Source organism: Bacillus sp. SH7-1 (assembly GCF_008042405.1).
Taxonomy (GTDB): Bacteria; Bacillota; Bacilli; order Bacillales; family Bacillaceae_G; genus Bacillus_A; species Bacillus_A thuringiensis_N.
In genome coordinates, this window is sequence record NZ_QNUD01000009.1 from 258,211 (window position 1) to 274,416 (window position 16,206).

The window sequence follows — 16,206 nt, forward strand, 5'->3', positions numbered from 1 at the left end:
GTAAATCTCAACGTAAAGAAATCCAATTATGTCGTTGTCTTAGAAGAATGTAACTACAATCATTGATACAAATAAGATTGTTAAATAATTTAGGGAATAAACAAACATTTGTACGGACCATTTGATGTCATCTTTCTTACGGAAGCCATAAAATCCTAAAATGATCCATCCGATGTTAAGCAAAGTTGCAATTACCATAAATGTTATCCCTAGTCCACTCATATAAAATGGTAGTGGCAATAAACATACTGTCCAAATCATAATTTGGCGTTTCGTAATTTCAAATCCATGAACTACAGGAAGCATTGGGATTCCTGCATTTCGATATTCATCAACACGTTTCATTGCTAATGCAAGGAAATGTGGGATTTGCCAAATAAACATAATCAAAAATAACATCCAAGCAATTGGATGGCCTAAAGATGGATCGATTGCTGCCCATCCAATTAAAGGTGGAACTGCACCAGAGATACTACCTACAACAGTATTTAGTGTATACTTTCTCTTTGTCCATAAACTATATAGAACAACATATGTGAAAGCACCAATAAACCCCATTAACACTGCCATTGGTGTTGTTAATAATAAAAATACAAATCCAAGAAGTAATATAACTAATCCAAATGTAAGTGCAAATCCTGGTTTATACTTTCCAGTAACCGTTGGACGGGTCTTTGTTCTTTCCATTAATGGATCGATGTCTCGATCAATGTAGTTGTTTAAACAACATACCCCTGCCATAACTAATCCAGAACCAACGATTGTAAAAAATAACTTATCCAGATTGTCCATCACACTTAATCCATTAAAGTGTAATGCCAACCAAAATCCTGTAAATACAGTAAGTGTATTTGAGTTTACAATCCCCATTTTAACGAGTGCTTTTAAATCTTGTAACCGAGTTGTTTCCGGTACACTTGTAACAGCAGACTCATCATGCAGCTCACTTGTTGCATGGTTCATCACTTTAACCCCCTCTTAAAACTTTCATCTTTCTTTTTGCGCCTATTTCAAATGAAATATTTCGCTTCTATATAGCAATATTATTACAGTAGAAACATTGTTAACCCATTCTACTACTAATCTACGCCCATACTCCAATATATTAAATCACATTTCCCGAACATTTTGTGAAGAAAACATGAACTTTTTGTGTCGAACATAAAAAACTTAATTCTTACTTGTCCTTATCATAACATGATGTTACCTTCTATCATAAACTTTTTTGTCATATTTAACACGTATTCTCCCCATTTCTTTTCAAAATCGCCTATTTTCTCCCTAAATTTTTCCTTATACATCCTATTTCTACACCCATTTTCTCTCCCCTGTCTTCCCCCGCCATTTCTTTGCTATTTTATTATTTTTTATATATCATAGGAACTAGCGCGTTTTATTCTATACATAATGGAATGAAAATATTTCGCAATAACTTCATAGCAGAAAGATGGTGAACGAGATTGCAACGCTTTATTAAATGGTTAGCAGTCATTACGAGTCTTGATTTATTAATAGTTTTATTAGGAGGCGCCTTAGTTACAAAAACGGGTTCTGGCCAAGGCTGCGGTAAATCATGGCCGCTTTGTAACGGTGAATTTGTTCCATCTAATTTATCAATGGAAACTATTATTGAACTGAGTCACCGCCTTACATCAGGATCCGCAGGAATTCTTGTCACTCTCCTTTGTATTTTGTCCTGGAAATATTATAAACATGTGCGCGAAACAAAAACGTTAGCAATTTTATCCTTCGTATTTTTAGTTGCACAAGCATTAATGGGGGCTGCAGCAGTTGTTTGGGGACAAATGCCAGCTGTACTTGCTATCCATTTCGGTATTTCCTTAATTTCATTTGCTTCTGTTATTTTATTAACGTGTCTTATCTTTGAAATTGACCAAAAATTTGATGCACGTTCACTTATTATGGACAAAAAAATGAAATTTCATATTTATGGTGTAACAATTTACTGTTATCTCGTTGTCTACACAGGAGCTTTAGTACGTCACGAACGAGCTAGCTTAGCCTGTCCAGACTTCCCTTTATGTAGCAAAAATAGACCTATGCCAACTCAACTCCATGAATGGGTTCAAATGGGACATAGAGTTGCAGCAATGTTAATTTTCGCTTGGATACTATACGCGATGATTCTCGCTATACGTCATTACAAGCAGCAACCTGTCGTATACTGGGGATGGATCATTTCATTTATCCTTGTTACACTTCAAGCTATCGTAGGAATTTTAGTCGTATTTACAAATGCTAGTTTAGCAATGGCATTATTACATTCACTATTCATTTCTTGCTTGTTTGCTGTACTATGCTATTTAGTTATGTTAGGTACAAGAAGTAAAGTGAATGCAAAAGAAGCTGAATCAACTTCTAAACAAACAAAATAAATTCACATTAAAATACCTTGCCAAATTGGCAAGGTATTTTTTGCGATAAAGAAAAAGAGCTGCATGTACACAGCTCTTTTCTATTTTAGTGATCTAATTCAATGAGTAAATCACCCGTTTGAATTGCATCTCCATCGTTAACATATACTTTTTTCACTTTACCATTGAACGGCGCTTGAACTGTCGTTTCCATTTTCATCGCTTCTGTAATTGCCATAGAATCGCCTTTTTTCACTTCATCGCCTTCTTTTACAACTACTTTAATTACCGTTCCTGGCATTGTTGCACTAATGTGGTTTGGATTTTCACGGTTTCCTTTCACACGTTGTGCCACTGTTGCTTTCACACTTTCGTCTTTCACAACAATCTCACGTGGTTGTCCGTTAAACTCCAAGTAAAGAACACGATTTCCATCTGGTTGAGGCTCTCCGATTGATACTAGTTTAACCATCAATGTTTTACCTTGTTCGATTTCCACATTGATTTCTTCACCAAGTCTCATACCGTAGAAGAATGTCGGTGTATCAAGCACAGATACACTTCCATAAAGCTCAGCAACTTTTTCGTAATCCATAAATACTTTTGGATATAATGCATATGCAACGACATCAAAAATCGTCACTTCGCGTCCAAGTTTATGGAATAGCTCTTCTTTTAACGCGTCGAAATCTACTGGCTCTAATAATTCACCCGGTCTTACTGTTAATGGTTCTTTCCCTTTTAAAATAATTTCTTGTAACTTTTTCGGGAAGCCACCGTATGGTTGTCCTAAATCTCCTGAGAACATTTCAACGACAGACCCTGGGAAGTCCATAGAATGCCCACGCTCTAAAACATCTTGTTCTGTTAAGTGATTTTGAACCATAAATAATGCCATATCACCGACAACTTTAGATGATGGCGTTACTTTAACAATATCGCCAAACATGTCATTCACACGGCGGTACATTACTTTCACTTCATCGAAGCGATCTCCTAAACCAACCGCTTTCGCTTGTTGTTGTAAATTACTATACTGTCCGCCTGGCATTTCGTGCATATATACCTCTGTATGAGGAGCATTCATACCACTTTCAAACGGTGCGTAGTATTTACGTACATCTTCCCAGTAATGAGATAATTTTTCTAATGATTCTATATTAACGTCTGGCTGTCTTTCATTTCCGCCTAACGCATAGTATAGCGTGTTCGCACTTGGTTGTGACGTTTGACCAGCCATAGAACTTACCGCTACATCGACAATGTCAACACCTGCTTCAATTGCCTTCGTATACGTTAATATACCATTGCCACTCGTATCGTGTGTGTGCAGGTGAATCGGAATCGATACCGTCTCTTTTAATGCTGAAACCAGATCATATGCTGCATTTGGTTTTAATAACCCCGCCATATCTTTAATACCTAAAATGTGAGCCCCTGATGCTTCTAACTCTTTTGCTAAGTTTTTATAGTAATTTAAATCATATTTACTACGTAACGGATCATGAATATCTCCTGTATAGCACATTGTTGCTTCTGCAATTTTACCAGTATCTCGTACAGCATCAATTGCAACTCTCATACCTTCTACCCAGTTTAAGCTATCAAAAATACGGAACACGTCAATTCCAGCTTGCGCAGAACATTCCACAAACTTTTGAATTAAATTATCCGGATAGTTTTTGTAACCTACTGCGTTTGAAGAGCGAAGTAACATTTGGAATAAAACGTTTGGCATTTTTTCACGAAGATCTAGTAATCGTTCCCATGGATCTTCTTTTAAGAAACGATATGCAACATCAAACGTTGCACCGCCCCACATTTCCGCTGAGAATAAATTCGGTAACATTCTCGCTGTCGGCTCTGCAATTTGATGTAAATCTTTTGTACGAATACGCGTTGCAAGTAATGACTGATGCGCATCACGGAATGTTGTATCCGTTAAAAGTACACGTTTTTGATCTTGTACCCATTTTACTAATCCGTCTGCTCCACGCTCATCCAAAATTTGTTTCGTTCCGTTTTGGATTGGCTCTGAGTGTAATACATTCGGTATACGAGCATCCGGGAAAATTGGTTTCTCTTTTTTCCCTACTCCTGGGAATCCATTTACTGTTACTGTCCCAATGTAATTTAACATTTTCGTTCCGCGGTCTTTACGTTTCGGGAACAAGAATAGTTCAGGTGACGCATCAATAAATGAAGTGTCATATTCCCCTGATAAGAAGTTTTTATGTTTTACTACATTCTCTAGGAACGGAATATTAGTTTTAATACCACGAATACGGAATTCTTTTAAGTTACGTTCCATTTTTGCAGCAGCTTGTTCAAAAGTAAGCGCCCATGTTGTAACTTTTACAAGTAAAGAATCATAGTACGGTGTAATAACAGCACCTTGGAAACTATTACCTGTATCAAGACGAACCCCAAAGCCACCACCTGATCGATATGCCATAATTTTTCCAGTATCCGGCATGAAATTATTTAGTGGATCTTCAGTCGTTACACGAGATTGTATTGCAAATCCATGTACAACAACTTCCTCTTGCTTTGGAACGCCTACCAATTTGCTATGTAATGCATGTCCATCAGCTATTAAAATTTGTGATTGAACGATGTCTACTCCTGTAATCATTTCTGTAATTGTATGTTCTACTTGAACACGCGGATTTACTTCAATAAAATAGAAATTATCATCTTTAACAAGGAATTCAACTGTTCCTGCGTTTAAATAGTTTACATTTTTCGTTAACTTCACAGCAGCATCACAAATACGTTGACGTAAATCATCTGAAAGTGATACACTTGGTGCTATTTCTACAACTTTTTGATGACGACGTTGTACAGAACAATCTCGCTCGTATAAATGAACAACATTGCCCTCTTCATCTGCTAAAATTTGAACTTCTATATGTTTAGGTTTTTCAACGAATTTCTCAACGTATACTTCATCATTACCAAAGGCTGCTTTCGCTTCTGACTTCGCTCGATTATACGATTCTCTTAATTCTTCACTAGTACGTACAATACGCATACCACGGCCGCCACCACCAAGGGAAGCTTTAATTATAATCGGGTAATCATACTTTTCAGCAAATTCTTTAACTTCTTCTACCGAATCTACTGGACCATCACTACCAGGAATAACTGGAATTTGTGCTAGCTGCGCTTGTGTTCTTGCTTTCACTTTATCTCCAAACATATCTAAATGCTTACTTTTTGGACCGATAAAGATAATTCCTTCTTCTTCACAACGTTTTGCGAATTGAATATTTTCTGACAAGAAACCATATCCAGGGTGAATTGCATCTACATGATTACTTTTCGCAATCTCAATAATGCCCTCAATATCTAGATAAGCATCAATTGGCTTTTTCCCTTCCCCAACTAAATAGGACTCATCGGCTTTATAACGATGATAAGAACCACTATCCTCTTTAGAATAGATTGCAACTGTTTTTAATCCAAGCTCCGAACAAGCTCGAAACACACGAATTGCAATCTCTCCACGGTTAGCTACCAATACTTTTTGAATACGTTGCAGCTTTGTCATGATTTTCCCCCTCTACTTTCCTACCACTCTAGAGATAAAATATATACACACCCTAAAGAGCGTGAAGTTCTTCACTTTCTACATTATATTATACTTAGAAAGCTTCACTTTATTTTTATCCATCATACCTTATTTTTTAACAAATGATAAGTTTTCTGATTAATTTGTTTCACAAAAACAGTATAGCATACCTCTTCCTTTTCTAACAACTTAATTGTATATCACATTCGATTCAATGTGATATATTTTTTATTATAAATACTAATTAATGTATCACATTTAATATTTCTAAAAAAAAACACATCGCGCTCTAAAGCACAATGTGTTTTTTATTTTACAACTACAAGACGTGGTCCATCTTGTTCTCTTTCTTTCATTATCTCATTTTGTTGTTTCTCTTGTCGTTTTACATGACTAGCAACATTTAATAATATACCCATCGCAATTAGATTAGCCAATAAAGAACTACCACCATAACTAATAAACGGTAAAGGTACCCCTGTAAGCGGTATTAATCCAGACATACCACCAACATTAACAAATGTTTGTATTCCAATTAAACTTGCAATTCCGATTGCAATTAAACTTCCAAATGGATCTTTACATTTTTGTGCCACTCTAAACGAACGAATGATAATAAGTAGTAAACAGATTAAAATGATAGCTACACCTATAAAACCTAGTTCTTCAGATATAATCGCCATAATAAAATCCGTTTGCGGCTCTGGTAAGTAGCCATACTTTTGTATACTATTTCCTAGTCCTCTACCATTTAACCCACCTGAGGCAATTCCAATAAAGGAATTAATTAATTGGAATCCATCATTTTGGGGATCGTTAAACGGATCAAGAAAAACTGAAAATCGCGCTTTTTGGTATTGACTCAATTTATAGTTTCCAATAAAATACAACGCTGGAATCCACACGACAGATGTTAATAAAAATCTTTTTATCCACAAGTTAACATTAACTCCTGAACAGAAGAACATAATTAACACTGTTCCACCTATTAATATGTCAGTCCCTAAGTCATTTTGTAATAAAATTAATACCATCGATCCACCGACCACAAATAAGGGAGGTATTATCCCTTGAAAAAAAGGGGTTTGCCTCTCTTGTTTCTTAGCAAAAAAACTTGCTAGCGTAATAATAACTGCTATTTTTACAAACTCAGCTGGCTGTATACCTAGTATCCATCCTTTTGCACCATTGATTACCTTACCGAAAAGGAAAGCTGCTGTTAGTAAACCAATACTTCCTAACCCCATCGCTGCAAGAATTATTTTTTTCCTCCACAATTTGTAAGGAATTATAACTACAATCACAAGTATTACCGTTCCAATAGCAAGAGCAACTAATTGTTTTTTAAAAAAGTGATCTGCTGGCCAGTTATTTTTCGACGAAATCGCGACAATGGAACTAGAACTATATACCATTATAACTCCTAACACACATAAGATAACAAGAGGAAGTAATAATGAATAATCCATTGATTTCCATACTCTTTTCATTTCATTTCCTCTCTCTGTTTCAATTTAATTATTGTTGTATTCCATATGTACATTGATTCTTCCTGCTTTATTATACAAATAAAAAGCCCAAACTTTTTCAGTTTGAGCCCCCCTATTTGAACCCGTTATTGTTGTTTGTTTGTAAATGCTTCATGAAGTGCAGATAACTCACGTTCAAGCTCTCCTAGCATTGCTTTCCCTTGTTCTTCTGCAATAAGACCAAGGCGAACTGCAAAATCGACTTCGCGGGATAGTCCAAACATTTGCGTGTCTAACACTTCTTCATATAATGGACATTGCGGCATTGTAAGATGGTCCATTTGCACCTTAATAAGTCTTAAAATCTTCTCCGCATCCGCTTGTAGAAGGGCTAGTGCCTTTTCCTGATGATTTGATACTGTCTCAGACGCCAAATTGATTCCCTCCGTTTCCGTCCTACTCTCTCCTATCTATTAATATTAGCGATAGTTTTAATAAATTGCAATAGAAACATTTTTTGTGACAATAGTGTCTAATACTATTATACTGAAAAGTGGGAGTATAACACAAATGGGGGAACAACAATGAGCGAAATTTTATTTATCAATGGAAAAGTTCGTTTTCCAATCACTATCGATCCAACCGTTTGGATCTTTGATGATCGAAAAGTAGATTTGACAACTTACTTTGATGAAACGAGAGAAAACACTTCAGAACTAGAAGCTTATTTAAAAAACACTTCAGAACATTGGGATCGCGAAATCCGTGATGGTGCTGCCTTCCCGCCGATACAACAAAGTGTAAAGAAATATAAAAAAGAACAGCTAATTACCGGAACGTTCGGTATACCCTTTCATCCCTTCCTTGCTAATGCCGAAATTTCAGATGACGCTACGCAAGTCGAGATTGAAACAGTAGATCATACAATAACGCTTCCATTAGAAACTGTCAAAAATGCTATTCTTGGTTTTTCAAAAGAAGGAAAACCATTAAAAGAAGATGGACCTGTTCATTTATATTACAATGACGGATCTAATAGACAAAATCCAATCCGTAACATCCGTAAATTTACAATTATTTAAAGTGTATACCTGACAGAAAAAAGGAGTGAGCCTCAGCTCACTCCTTTTTATAATAAATCTGCAGCTAGTTGAGCTAAATTAGATCGCTCCCCTTTAACAAACTTTACATGACCACTAATACGTTGCTCTTTAAACTTCTCTACAACATATGTTAAACCGTTATTATATTCATCCAAATACGGATGATCGATTTGCTGAGGATCTCCCATTAATACAATTTTACTTTTTTCTCCTACCCTTGTTAATATCGTTTTCACTTCATGTTTCGTTAAATTTTGTGCTTCGTCAATTATAATGAACTGATCTGGAATACTTCTTCCGCGTATATAGGTAAGAGCTTCTACTTCAATCGAGCCCATTCCAGCTAAAATAGCATCTAACTCTCCGGGCTTTTTCGTATTAAATAAATACTCTAGATTATCAAAAATCGGTTGCATCCACGGTCTTAACTTTTCTTCTTTTTCTCCTGGTAAATAACCGATATCTTTTCCGACTGGAACAATTGGCCTTGCAACGAGTAGTTTTTTATATAGCCCTAAATCTTCCGTTTGCATGAGCCCCGAAGCCAACGCGAGTAATGTTTTTCCTGTACCAGCTTTCCCCGTTAACGTTACTAGCGGAATATCTTCACGAAGCAACAATTCTAATCCCATAATTTGCTGTACATTTCGTGGTCGTATTCCCCATACTTGTTCATTGTGAAAAATAAGTTTCTTTACCTTCTTACCTAAGTGATCAACAATGCCAAGTGCTGAACTAGATCCTCCTAATGCATCTTTCATTACTACAAATTGATTTGGATAAAAAGGATGATTTGCAATTTCGGATAAAGGCAATTCGCCTTTTTCATAAAAATAATCCAATTGCTCTTTTGATATATATCCTTCTAAAAATCCTGAATATATATTATCTACTTCAATTACACGATCACTTAAATAATCTTCCGCCTTCAAACCAATCGCATCAGCTTTTACCCTTACGAGCACGTCTTTACTTACTAAAATAACAGACTTCCCGTCCTCTTTTTCTTGTTCTTCTAAAGATAGATTTTTTGCTACAGCTAAAATTCGATTATCATTTGTTTTTTCTACAAAAATATCTTGTAGTTGAACAAATGAACGATGATTTAATTCAATACGAAATGTACCGCCGTTTTCTAGCGGAATACTTTCATGCAGCTTTCCTATTTCACGAAATTTGTCTATTAACTTAGATACATAACGAGCGTTTCGTCCTACTTCATCCATATAACGTTTTTTCGAATCAACCTCTTCTAATACAACTGCTGGAATCACTACTTCATTGGTTTCAAATGAAAAAATAGATAAAGGATCCTGCAAAAGTACATTCGTATCTAACACATAAATTTTATCCAACCTGTTACCCCCTGACTCCACTTTTAAATTTGTAGAACAAGGGTTTCATCCAGAAAATATGGACGAACCATTGTTATAATTATATGTACCGTATAAACGAGGTAGAATCGAAATTTATAGCCATTAAACCTTTTATTTATTTTTTATTCATTTCTATTCAATATATTACTTTTAATTATAATTATTAACATAAAATCACAATAACTAATTACAAAAGTTACTAACTGGCTTTCTTATTTATCGCATTTATAATTCTTTCATTCCTACTAACACTTGGTTATCGAGCTTTTTTGCTGCCCGAAGATCATATGTTTTTTCATATGTTGGTTCAGTTGCAAGTTTTGCACCATAAAACATAACATCACGTACTTCTTGTACATTTACTTCTATTACAGTTAATTTTAGAGGAATGCCTTCCATTCTATCAGTCAAAATTTCACCTGCACCACTTATGGAAAATACGGAATCATTCGCCATTATAGTCAATACCACCCCTGTACTATGCCGTATATTTTCCACAATACGTGAACGTTGATCTACTGCAAATCGAATACTAGTTTTACTCACTGCATACACCCAAGAAATAGCACTTACGTTAGGAACTTGTTTTTCAAAATCTGTTGTTGCTACCATAACAATACACTCTTTACGTAACGATTGTACTAAATCATCTGTTAATGTAGGCTCTACTACATTCGCCATATTTCCACCTCCAAATATACTTAATATATCCTTATCATAACTTATTTTTAGAATTGCGAAAATATTATTTTTTCCCGCTATTATTCAAAAACATTACACTTCCATGATATACTTATACTGATAGAATTCGTATTGAGGTGACGACATGAGAGTCAAATGTATGATTTGTGATAAAAAAGATATGTTAGATGATGAAAATCCTATGGCAAAAAAACTGCGTAATCGCCCTATTCATACATATATGTGCATGGAATGTTCGGAACGAATTGCAGAACGTACGATGGAACGTCATGCAAGTGGTAGCTTCCGTTTATACCGTGATAAAAAAGTCGAAGACGATTGGTAAAATATAAATAAGTCCTTAATCATTTAGATAAGGACTTATTTATATTTTTCAGGCTCACTATTCATCTGATCCAAGAAACAATCAATAGCTTCTAACGGAAACCTTGCAAATTTTCTTTCTCCATTCATTTCATATGTAATCAAATACATTTCCTCGTTCTTTTTAACTTCCACATTCCTCAATTTGTGTTCTTCATATATCATATTTTGAAATAACAAATACGTTTCTTTTGCAGCATTATCATCTGGACGTGCTTCGGCAACTGTTTTAATTGTTAACCAATTATATAATGCATCTTGTACTGAACGCATAAAACTTCGCCCCCTCACCCTACTTTTTGTTGTCTTGCTTGACGTAATCGTAACCTATAAATCCCAAGTACAATTGCCGCTACAACAAGTCCCTCTCCAACAGGTAAAAAAACTGCAAAGAAAGTTAACACTGTACATCCAATCGCTAACGATATATATATCACTATATTTTTTATTATTGATAGTTTTCTTGCAAAACCTAAATTATACACAAGTGCACTTAATATAATAATGATGCCATACAGTAACCACATCCCTAGTTCTGGATTTTCATCAACTTTACATAATTTCGCAAAAAAAGACATTCTTTCTAACACTATTTATCCCCCCTTCTCATAAAAAACAAAATTTCTTTATGTACTTAATACAAGAGTAACCCGTGAAAAAAATACTGTCCACTAAAAAGAGTAAATATTCTAAAAAATAAACATAAAAAAACAGCTACCTTAATTTAAGGTAGCTGTTCTATTTTTTACGCTTCTACAGATTTCTTTTTCTTAGCAGCTCTTTCACGTTCGCTCTTATCAAGAATCTTTTTACGTAAACGAATTGATTCTGGAGTTACTTCACAGAACTCGTCATCGTTTAAGTACTCTAATGACTCTTCTAGAGTCATTAAGCGTGGTTTTTTCATTGTTGAAGTTTGATCTTTCGTTGCAGAACGAATGTTAGTTTGTTGTTTCATTTTCACAACGTTAACTGTTAAGTCGTTCTCACGAGTGTGTTCTCCTACGATCATACCAGCATATACTTCTGTACCTGGTTCAACGAAGATTACACCACGGTCTTCAACTTGCATAATACCGTATTGTGATGCTTTTCCTGTTTCAAGTGAAACTAGAACACCTTGGCGACGTCCACCAACTTGTCCAGCGTGTACTGGTTGGTAACAATCGAATGTATGGTTTAAAATACCGTAACCACGAGTTAATGTTAAGAATTCTGTTGTGTAACCAATTAAACCACGTGCTGGAACCATGAAAGTAAGGCGAACTTGACCGTTTCCGTTATTCACCATATCTAACATTTCACCTTTACGTGCACCCATAGATTCCATAATAGAACCAGTGTATTCTTCAGGTACATCGATTTGTACGCGCTCTACAGGCTCACATCTTACGCCATCAACTTCTTTAATGATTACTTCCGGCTTAGATACTTGTAACTCATAACCTTCACGACGCATGTTTTCGATTAAGATAGATAAATGTAGTTCCCCACGTCCAGATACGATCCACGCATCAGGAGATTCTGTATTATCTACACGTAAACTTACATCTGTTTCTAACTGTGAACGAAGACGCTCTTCAATTTTACGAGATGTAATGTATTTACCTTCACGACCTGCAAATGGGCTGTTATTTACAAGGAACGTCATTTGTAATGTTGGCTCATCAATACGTAATAATGGTAACGCATCTTCATGCTCAACCGGACATACCGTTTCACCAACGTTAATGTCTTCCATACCAGAAACAGCTACTAAATCTCCAGCTTTTGCTTCTTCAATTTCTTGACGTTTTAATCCAATGTAACCGAATAATTTCGTTACGCGGAATTGTTTTACACTTCCGTCAACTTTCATTAATGCAACTTGTTGTCCAACCTTCATTGTACCGCGGAATACGCGTCCAACTCCAATACGTCCAACATAGTCATTGTAATCAAGAAGTGCTACTTGGAATTGAAGTGGCTCTTCGCTGTTATCAATTGGTGCAGGAATATGTTCAATAATTGTATCAAATAATGATTTCATATTCTCTTCTTGATTTGCTGGGTTTGAATCTAAACTTGCCGTTCCGTTCATTGCTGATGCAAATACAACTGGGAACTCTAATTGATCTTCGTTTGCACCAAGTTCGATGAATAAGTCGATTACTTCATCAACTACTTCATCAGGACGAGCGAAGTCACGGTCAATTTTGTTTACAACTACGATTGGAGTTAAGTTTTGCTCAAGAGCTTTCTTTAAAACAAATCGTGTTTGTGGCATACAACCTTCATATGCATCAACAACAAGTAAAACGCCATCAACCATTTTCATAATACGTTCTACTTCTCCACCGAAGTCAGCGTGACCTGGTGTATCTAAAATGTTAATTCGTTTATCTTCATAGTGAATCGCAGTATTCTTCGCTAAAATTGTAATACCGCGTTCTCTTTCTAGATCATTTGAATCCATTGCGCGTTCTTCAACGTGTTCGTTCGCACGGAAAGTCCCCGCTTGACGTAATAACTGGTCAACAAGTGTTGTTTTACCATGGTCAACGTGGGCAATAATTGCTATATTACGTAAATCTTGTCGTTTTTTCAACATGTCCAACTCCTAATGTCTTTTTAATCCTTCTCTATTATAAGAGCGAAGGGGATACAATGGCAATCAAAATAAAATCAAGAATGAAAATATAGTTGTATTCTTACTTTTGTGAAAGTAAAATGAAATTGGAGGGTGAAGAAATGGAACACATTCAATATCGCTTTTTATTAACTGCAATTATCGGTGTTATTTTCTTAATCGGTATCGGCATTATGGTTGCTGAAAATAGTCCCATCGGTATTATTATTTGCATTATCGGCACATTTGTTACAGTTGGATACGGTTTTGTAACAAAAAGAAAAATGCGCAAATCGCAATAACGTCAAAAAGTAAGAAGCGAGTATACAGCCTCTTACTTTTTTTGTTACTCAGATATAAATCGTAACACCTCTTCATACACCCCTGGTTTTGCAACTAATACGCTGCTTTTCTCTACGATAGAAAGCGGTGTCCCAGAAAATGTTGTCACCTTGCCTCCAACTTCCTCTACAATTATCTGTCCCCCGCCAAAATCCCACGGTGATAATCTCGGCGTTACATATGCATCTATTCTTCCTGTTGCAACGTATACCATCTCTAACGCTGCACAGCCATATGATCTCGTGCCCCTTGCTTTCTTAACAAGTGCCATCATACTTTCCATATTAAGCAATGGATTGTCGGTAAGCCATATCGCATTTAAAGCTATAATACCTTGCTCTACAGTCCCTTTTTCCAATAAAGTTATTGGTACTTCATTACAAAATGCTCCAGTCCCCTTTAACGCATGATATAATTCATCATGAACTGGATCATAAATAAGTCCAATCTTTCCGATACCGTTCTCATAAATTCCAATTGAAATTGCAAAATTTCTCTTTTGATGAACAAAGTTCATTGTGCCATCAATTGGATCAATTAACCAAACAACCCCATCAGAAGAAGTTACCTCATCTCCATAACCTTCTTCCCCTAAAATACTATGATTCGGGAATGTTTCTTTAATTTTCCCAATTAAAAACTGTTCTATTTCTCGATCCATATTTGTTACTAAATCAGCTGCATTGGATTTCGTTTCTATAATAAGTGCTTTTTTCATTGATGCCATTAAACGCTCTCCCGCATCTCGAATCCACTGCTTGGCGTGTGCATCGATGTCTTTCCATACTTCTTGCATGTTTAAACACTCCGATCTATACTGTTCACAGAAAAAACGAACCCTTTATAAGGTTCGCACCAACTAATTTTTTATACATATACTATTATTACGCTTCTAAACGAATCATTTCAAGTCTTAACACTTCTAACTTTTGTACACACTCTTCTTTTTTCTGTTTATCATTTTCCATCATTGCATCGTATAAAGTCGCTAATTCATAATCTAGCTCCAAACGTAGCACCGGTATTCTCTTTTCAGCATCTGTTCTCTTTAACGCATTAATCACCTGTCTCATATTATTTGCCTCCTCCCAATATTCGTCTGCCCTCGGACTAGAATTGATTCAATTTTCTGATTTTTTGTTTTATACTATACTATGTTGGATAAATCATCTATGCAACAAAATTATATTTTTTTATTTAAATTTTTTTGTGCTGTTTTTTTTTATGAATAGTACAAGCTATGCTAAAATAAAAGCAAAATAGGAGTTGGAGGAACAATCATGACACTACAAACATTCAAATCAACTGATTTTGAGGTCTTTACAGTTGATGGTCTCGAAGAACGAATGAGTGCAATTAAAACGAACATTCATCCTAAGCTAGAAGCTTTAGGGGAACAGTTTGCAGCGTATTTATCCAAACAAACTGATGAGAACTTTTTTTATCATGTAGCAAAACATGCACGTCGCAAAGTCAATCCACCGAACGATACTTGGGTTGCTTTTTCAACAAATAAACGGGGATATAAAATGCTACCACATTTCCAAATTGGATTATGGGGTACTCATGCCTTCATATACTTTGGTTTAATCTATGAGTGTCCACAAAAAGTGGAGACGGCTCACGCCTTCTTAGAACATTTAAATGATTTAAAAACAAATATTCCAAATGACTTCGTTTGGTCCATTGACCATACTAAACCAAGTGTAAAATTACATAAAACACTCGAGACAGAAGACTTACAAAAGATGATTGAACGGCTAGCTACTGTGAAAAAAGCAGAATTATTAGTTGGTATTCATATATCACCAGAGGAGTTTTCAGCAATGACCAACGAACAATTCCTTGCTAAGATTGAATCTACGATGCAATCACTCCTTCCTCTATATTCTCTTTGTAATCGATAGTAGAAAACGGACAATTTATATTGTCCGTTTTTAGTTGTTATCACATTATATCACTTCAGTTTTTATTTTTCAAAATATTTTTACATTTTCACAAGCTTTTGCTCTTCGATTTCTTTAGCCCTTTGAATCGCACGGTATATAGAATATCCACTTACTTCTTGAAACTCCTTATCAATTTTCTTTTCTTCTGCTTTCGATGGAACAATCTCTTTAAAACGACGATATAACCCCATTAATTCTTCTCTTATAATTCCTTTTTCATATGCTTGCTCAATCGCTTCATAAAACTTCACAATTGTAACCATTTCCTCATTTGACCAATCGTAATCTAACGGATATTGATATTCCATTTTGCACCTCATTTATCATTTCTTCTTATTTCAATAC

At 35.5% G+C, this 16,206-nt stretch carries 17 protein-coding genes; 5 read left to right on the forward strand and 12 right to left on the reverse strand.

Annotated elements, in window-relative coordinates; translation table 11 throughout:
• Positions 1-39: 39 nt before the first annotated feature.
• Complete coding sequence (gene ctaB, locus DN390_RS10245; protein ID WP_060632060.1) at positions 40-963, reverse strand: protoheme IX farnesyltransferase; 924 nt, start codon at positions 961-963, stop codon at positions 40-42.
• 497 nt (positions 964-1,460) lie between these two features.
• Between ctaB and ctaA the strand changes: the two genes are divergently transcribed.
• Entirely contained in the window at positions 1,461-2,396 is a 936-nt protein-coding gene (gene ctaA, locus DN390_RS10250; RefSeq protein WP_098264586.1) for a heme A synthase, read from the forward strand.
• A gap of 85 nt (positions 2,397-2,481) precedes the next feature.
• On the opposite strand, the gene pyc is transcribed toward ctaA, so the two are convergent.
• The 3 genes from pyc to DN390_RS10270 form a co-directional block, all read right to left on the reverse strand.
• The gene (gene pyc, locus DN390_RS10255) at positions 2,482-5,928 is read right to left on the reverse strand and encodes a pyruvate carboxylase (RefSeq protein WP_097950719.1); all 3,447 of its coding nucleotides are present in this window, start codon (positions 5,926-5,928) and stop codon (positions 2,482-2,484) included.
• 329 nt (positions 5,929-6,257) lie between these two features.
• A complete protein-coding gene (ftsW, locus tag DN390_RS10265) occupies positions 6,258-7,439 on the reverse strand; it encodes a putative lipid II flippase FtsW (RefSeq protein WP_097950718.1) in 1,182 nt (393 codons plus the stop codon).
• A gap of 125 nt (positions 7,440-7,564) precedes the next feature.
• Entirely contained in the window at positions 7,565-7,852 is a 288-nt protein-coding gene (locus DN390_RS10270) for an Fpa/YlaN family protein (RefSeq protein ID WP_000135695.1), read from the reverse strand.
• Between the two features lie 150 nt (positions 7,853-8,002).
• Here DN390_RS10270 and DN390_RS10275 point away from each other — a divergent pair, with 150 nt between their 5' ends.
• The gene (locus DN390_RS10275; RefSeq protein ID WP_097950717.1) at positions 8,003-8,500 is read left to right on the forward strand and encodes a molybdopterin-binding protein; all 498 of its coding nucleotides are present in this window, start codon (positions 8,003-8,005) and stop codon (positions 8,498-8,500) included.
• A gap of 47 nt (positions 8,501-8,547) precedes the next feature.
• On the opposite strand, the gene DN390_RS10280 is transcribed toward DN390_RS10275, so the two are convergent.
• A complete protein-coding gene (locus tag DN390_RS10280) occupies positions 8,548-9,876 on the reverse strand; it encodes a PhoH family protein (RefSeq protein ID WP_000358079.1) in 1,329 nt (442 codons plus the stop codon).
• A 246-nt stretch (positions 9,877-10,122) separates the two neighbouring features.
• A complete protein-coding gene (locus DN390_RS10285) occupies positions 10,123-10,578 on the reverse strand; it encodes a pyridoxamine 5'-phosphate oxidase family protein (protein WP_097950716.1) in 456 nt (151 codons plus the stop codon).
• 145 nt (positions 10,579-10,723) lie between these two features.
• On the opposite strand from DN390_RS10285, the gene DN390_RS10290 reads away from it, so the two are divergent.
• Positions 10,724-10,924, forward strand: a complete 201-nt coding sequence (locus DN390_RS10290; protein WP_060632065.1) for a YlaI family protein — start codon at positions 10,724-10,726, stop codon at positions 10,922-10,924.
• 35 nt (positions 10,925-10,959) lie between these two features.
• Here the strand turns inward: DN390_RS10290 and DN390_RS10295 are convergent, their stop codons facing one another.
• The 3 genes from DN390_RS10295 to typA form a co-directional block, all read right to left on the reverse strand.
• Positions 10,960-11,235: a hypothetical protein gene (locus DN390_RS10295; RefSeq protein WP_097950715.1), complete on the reverse strand. Its 276-nt coding sequence runs from the start codon at positions 11,233-11,235 to the stop codon at positions 10,960-10,962.
• A gap of 14 nt (positions 11,236-11,249) precedes the next feature.
• Positions 11,250-11,552, reverse strand: a complete 303-nt coding sequence (locus DN390_RS10300) for a YlaH-like family protein (protein ID WP_060632067.1) — start codon at positions 11,550-11,552, stop codon at positions 11,250-11,252.
• A gap of 155 nt (positions 11,553-11,707) precedes the next feature.
• Positions 11,708-13,552: a translational GTPase TypA gene (gene typA, locus DN390_RS10305; RefSeq protein ID WP_000914761.1), complete on the reverse strand. Its 1,845-nt coding sequence runs from the start codon at positions 13,550-13,552 to the stop codon at positions 11,708-11,710.
• Positions 13,553-13,692: 140 nt separating this feature from the next.
• On the opposite strand from typA, the gene DN390_RS10310 reads away from it, so the two are divergent.
• The gene (locus tag DN390_RS10310) at positions 13,693-13,872 is read left to right on the forward strand and encodes a DUF5325 family protein (RefSeq protein ID WP_000400129.1); all 180 of its coding nucleotides are present in this window, start codon (positions 13,693-13,695) and stop codon (positions 13,870-13,872) included.
• Positions 13,873-13,916: 44 nt separating this feature from the next.
• Here the strand turns inward: DN390_RS10310 and DN390_RS10315 are convergent, their stop codons facing one another.
• Together DN390_RS10315 and DN390_RS10320 are read right to left on the reverse strand one after the other, a co-directional pair.
• Complete coding sequence (locus DN390_RS10315; RefSeq protein ID WP_147807293.1) at positions 13,917-14,708, reverse strand: inositol monophosphatase family protein; 792 nt, start codon at positions 14,706-14,708, stop codon at positions 13,917-13,919.
• 88 nt (positions 14,709-14,796) lie between these two features.
• Positions 14,797-14,985, reverse strand: a complete 189-nt coding sequence (locus DN390_RS10320; RefSeq protein WP_001250168.1) for a hypothetical protein — start codon at positions 14,983-14,985, stop codon at positions 14,797-14,799.
• Positions 14,986-15,192: 207 nt separating this feature from the next.
• On the opposite strand from DN390_RS10320, the gene DN390_RS10325 reads away from it, so the two are divergent.
• Complete coding sequence (locus DN390_RS10325) at positions 15,193-15,819, forward strand: YktB family protein (protein WP_060632069.1); 627 nt, start codon at positions 15,193-15,195, stop codon at positions 15,817-15,819.
• A gap of 80 nt (positions 15,820-15,899) precedes the next feature.
• Here the strand turns inward: DN390_RS10325 and DN390_RS10330 are convergent, their stop codons facing one another.
• The gene (locus DN390_RS10330) at positions 15,900-16,169 is read right to left on the reverse strand and encodes a UPF0223 family protein (RefSeq protein ID WP_060632070.1); all 270 of its coding nucleotides are present in this window, start codon (positions 16,167-16,169) and stop codon (positions 15,900-15,902) included.
• Positions 16,170-16,206 lie beyond the last annotated feature (37 nt).

Excerpts from the sequence above, each read along its gene's own strand:
- ctaB (WP_060632060.1), bottom strand. The coding sequence starts at position 963 with ATGAACCATGCAACAAGTGAGCTGCATGATGAGTCTGCTGTTACAAGT.
- pyc (WP_097950719.1), bottom strand. The coding sequence starts at position 5,928 with ATGACAAAGCTGCAACGTATTCAAAAAGTATTGGTAGCTAACCGTGGA.
- ftsW (WP_097950718.1), bottom strand. The coding sequence starts at position 7,439 with ATGAAAAGAGTATGGAAATCAATGGATTATTCATTATTACTTCCTCTT.
- DN390_RS10275 (WP_097950717.1), top strand. The coding sequence starts at position 8,003 with ATGAGCGAAATTTTATTTATCAATGGAAAAGTTCGTTTTCCAATCACT.
- DN390_RS10285 (WP_097950716.1), bottom strand. The coding sequence starts at position 10,578 with ATGGCGAATGTAGTAGAGCCTACATTAACAGATGATTTAGTACAATCG.
- DN390_RS10290 (WP_060632065.1), top strand. The coding sequence starts at position 10,724 with ATGAGAGTCAAATGTATGATTTGTGATAAAAAAGATATGTTAGATGAT.
- DN390_RS10295 (WP_097950715.1), bottom strand. The coding sequence starts at position 11,235 with ATGCGTTCAGTACAAGATGCATTATATAATTGGTTAACAATTAAAACA.
- typA (WP_000914761.1), bottom strand. The coding sequence starts at position 13,552 with ATGTTGAAAAAACGACAAGATTTACGTAATATAGCAATTATTGCCCAC.
- DN390_RS10310 (WP_000400129.1), top strand. The coding sequence starts at position 13,693 with ATGGAACACATTCAATATCGCTTTTTATTAACTGCAATTATCGGTGTT.
- DN390_RS10315 (WP_147807293.1), bottom strand. The coding sequence starts at position 14,708 with ATGCAAGAAGTATGGAAAGACATCGATGCACACGCCAAGCAGTGGATT.
- DN390_RS10320 (WP_001250168.1), bottom strand. The coding sequence starts at position 14,985 with ATGAGACAGGTGATTAATGCGTTAAAGAGAACAGATGCTGAAAAGAGA.
- DN390_RS10325 (WP_060632069.1), top strand. The coding sequence starts at position 15,193 with ATGACACTACAAACATTCAAATCAACTGATTTTGAGGTCTTTACAGTT.
- DN390_RS10330 (WP_060632070.1), bottom strand. The coding sequence starts at position 16,169 with ATGGAATATCAATATCCGTTAGATTACGATTGGTCAAATGAGGAAATG.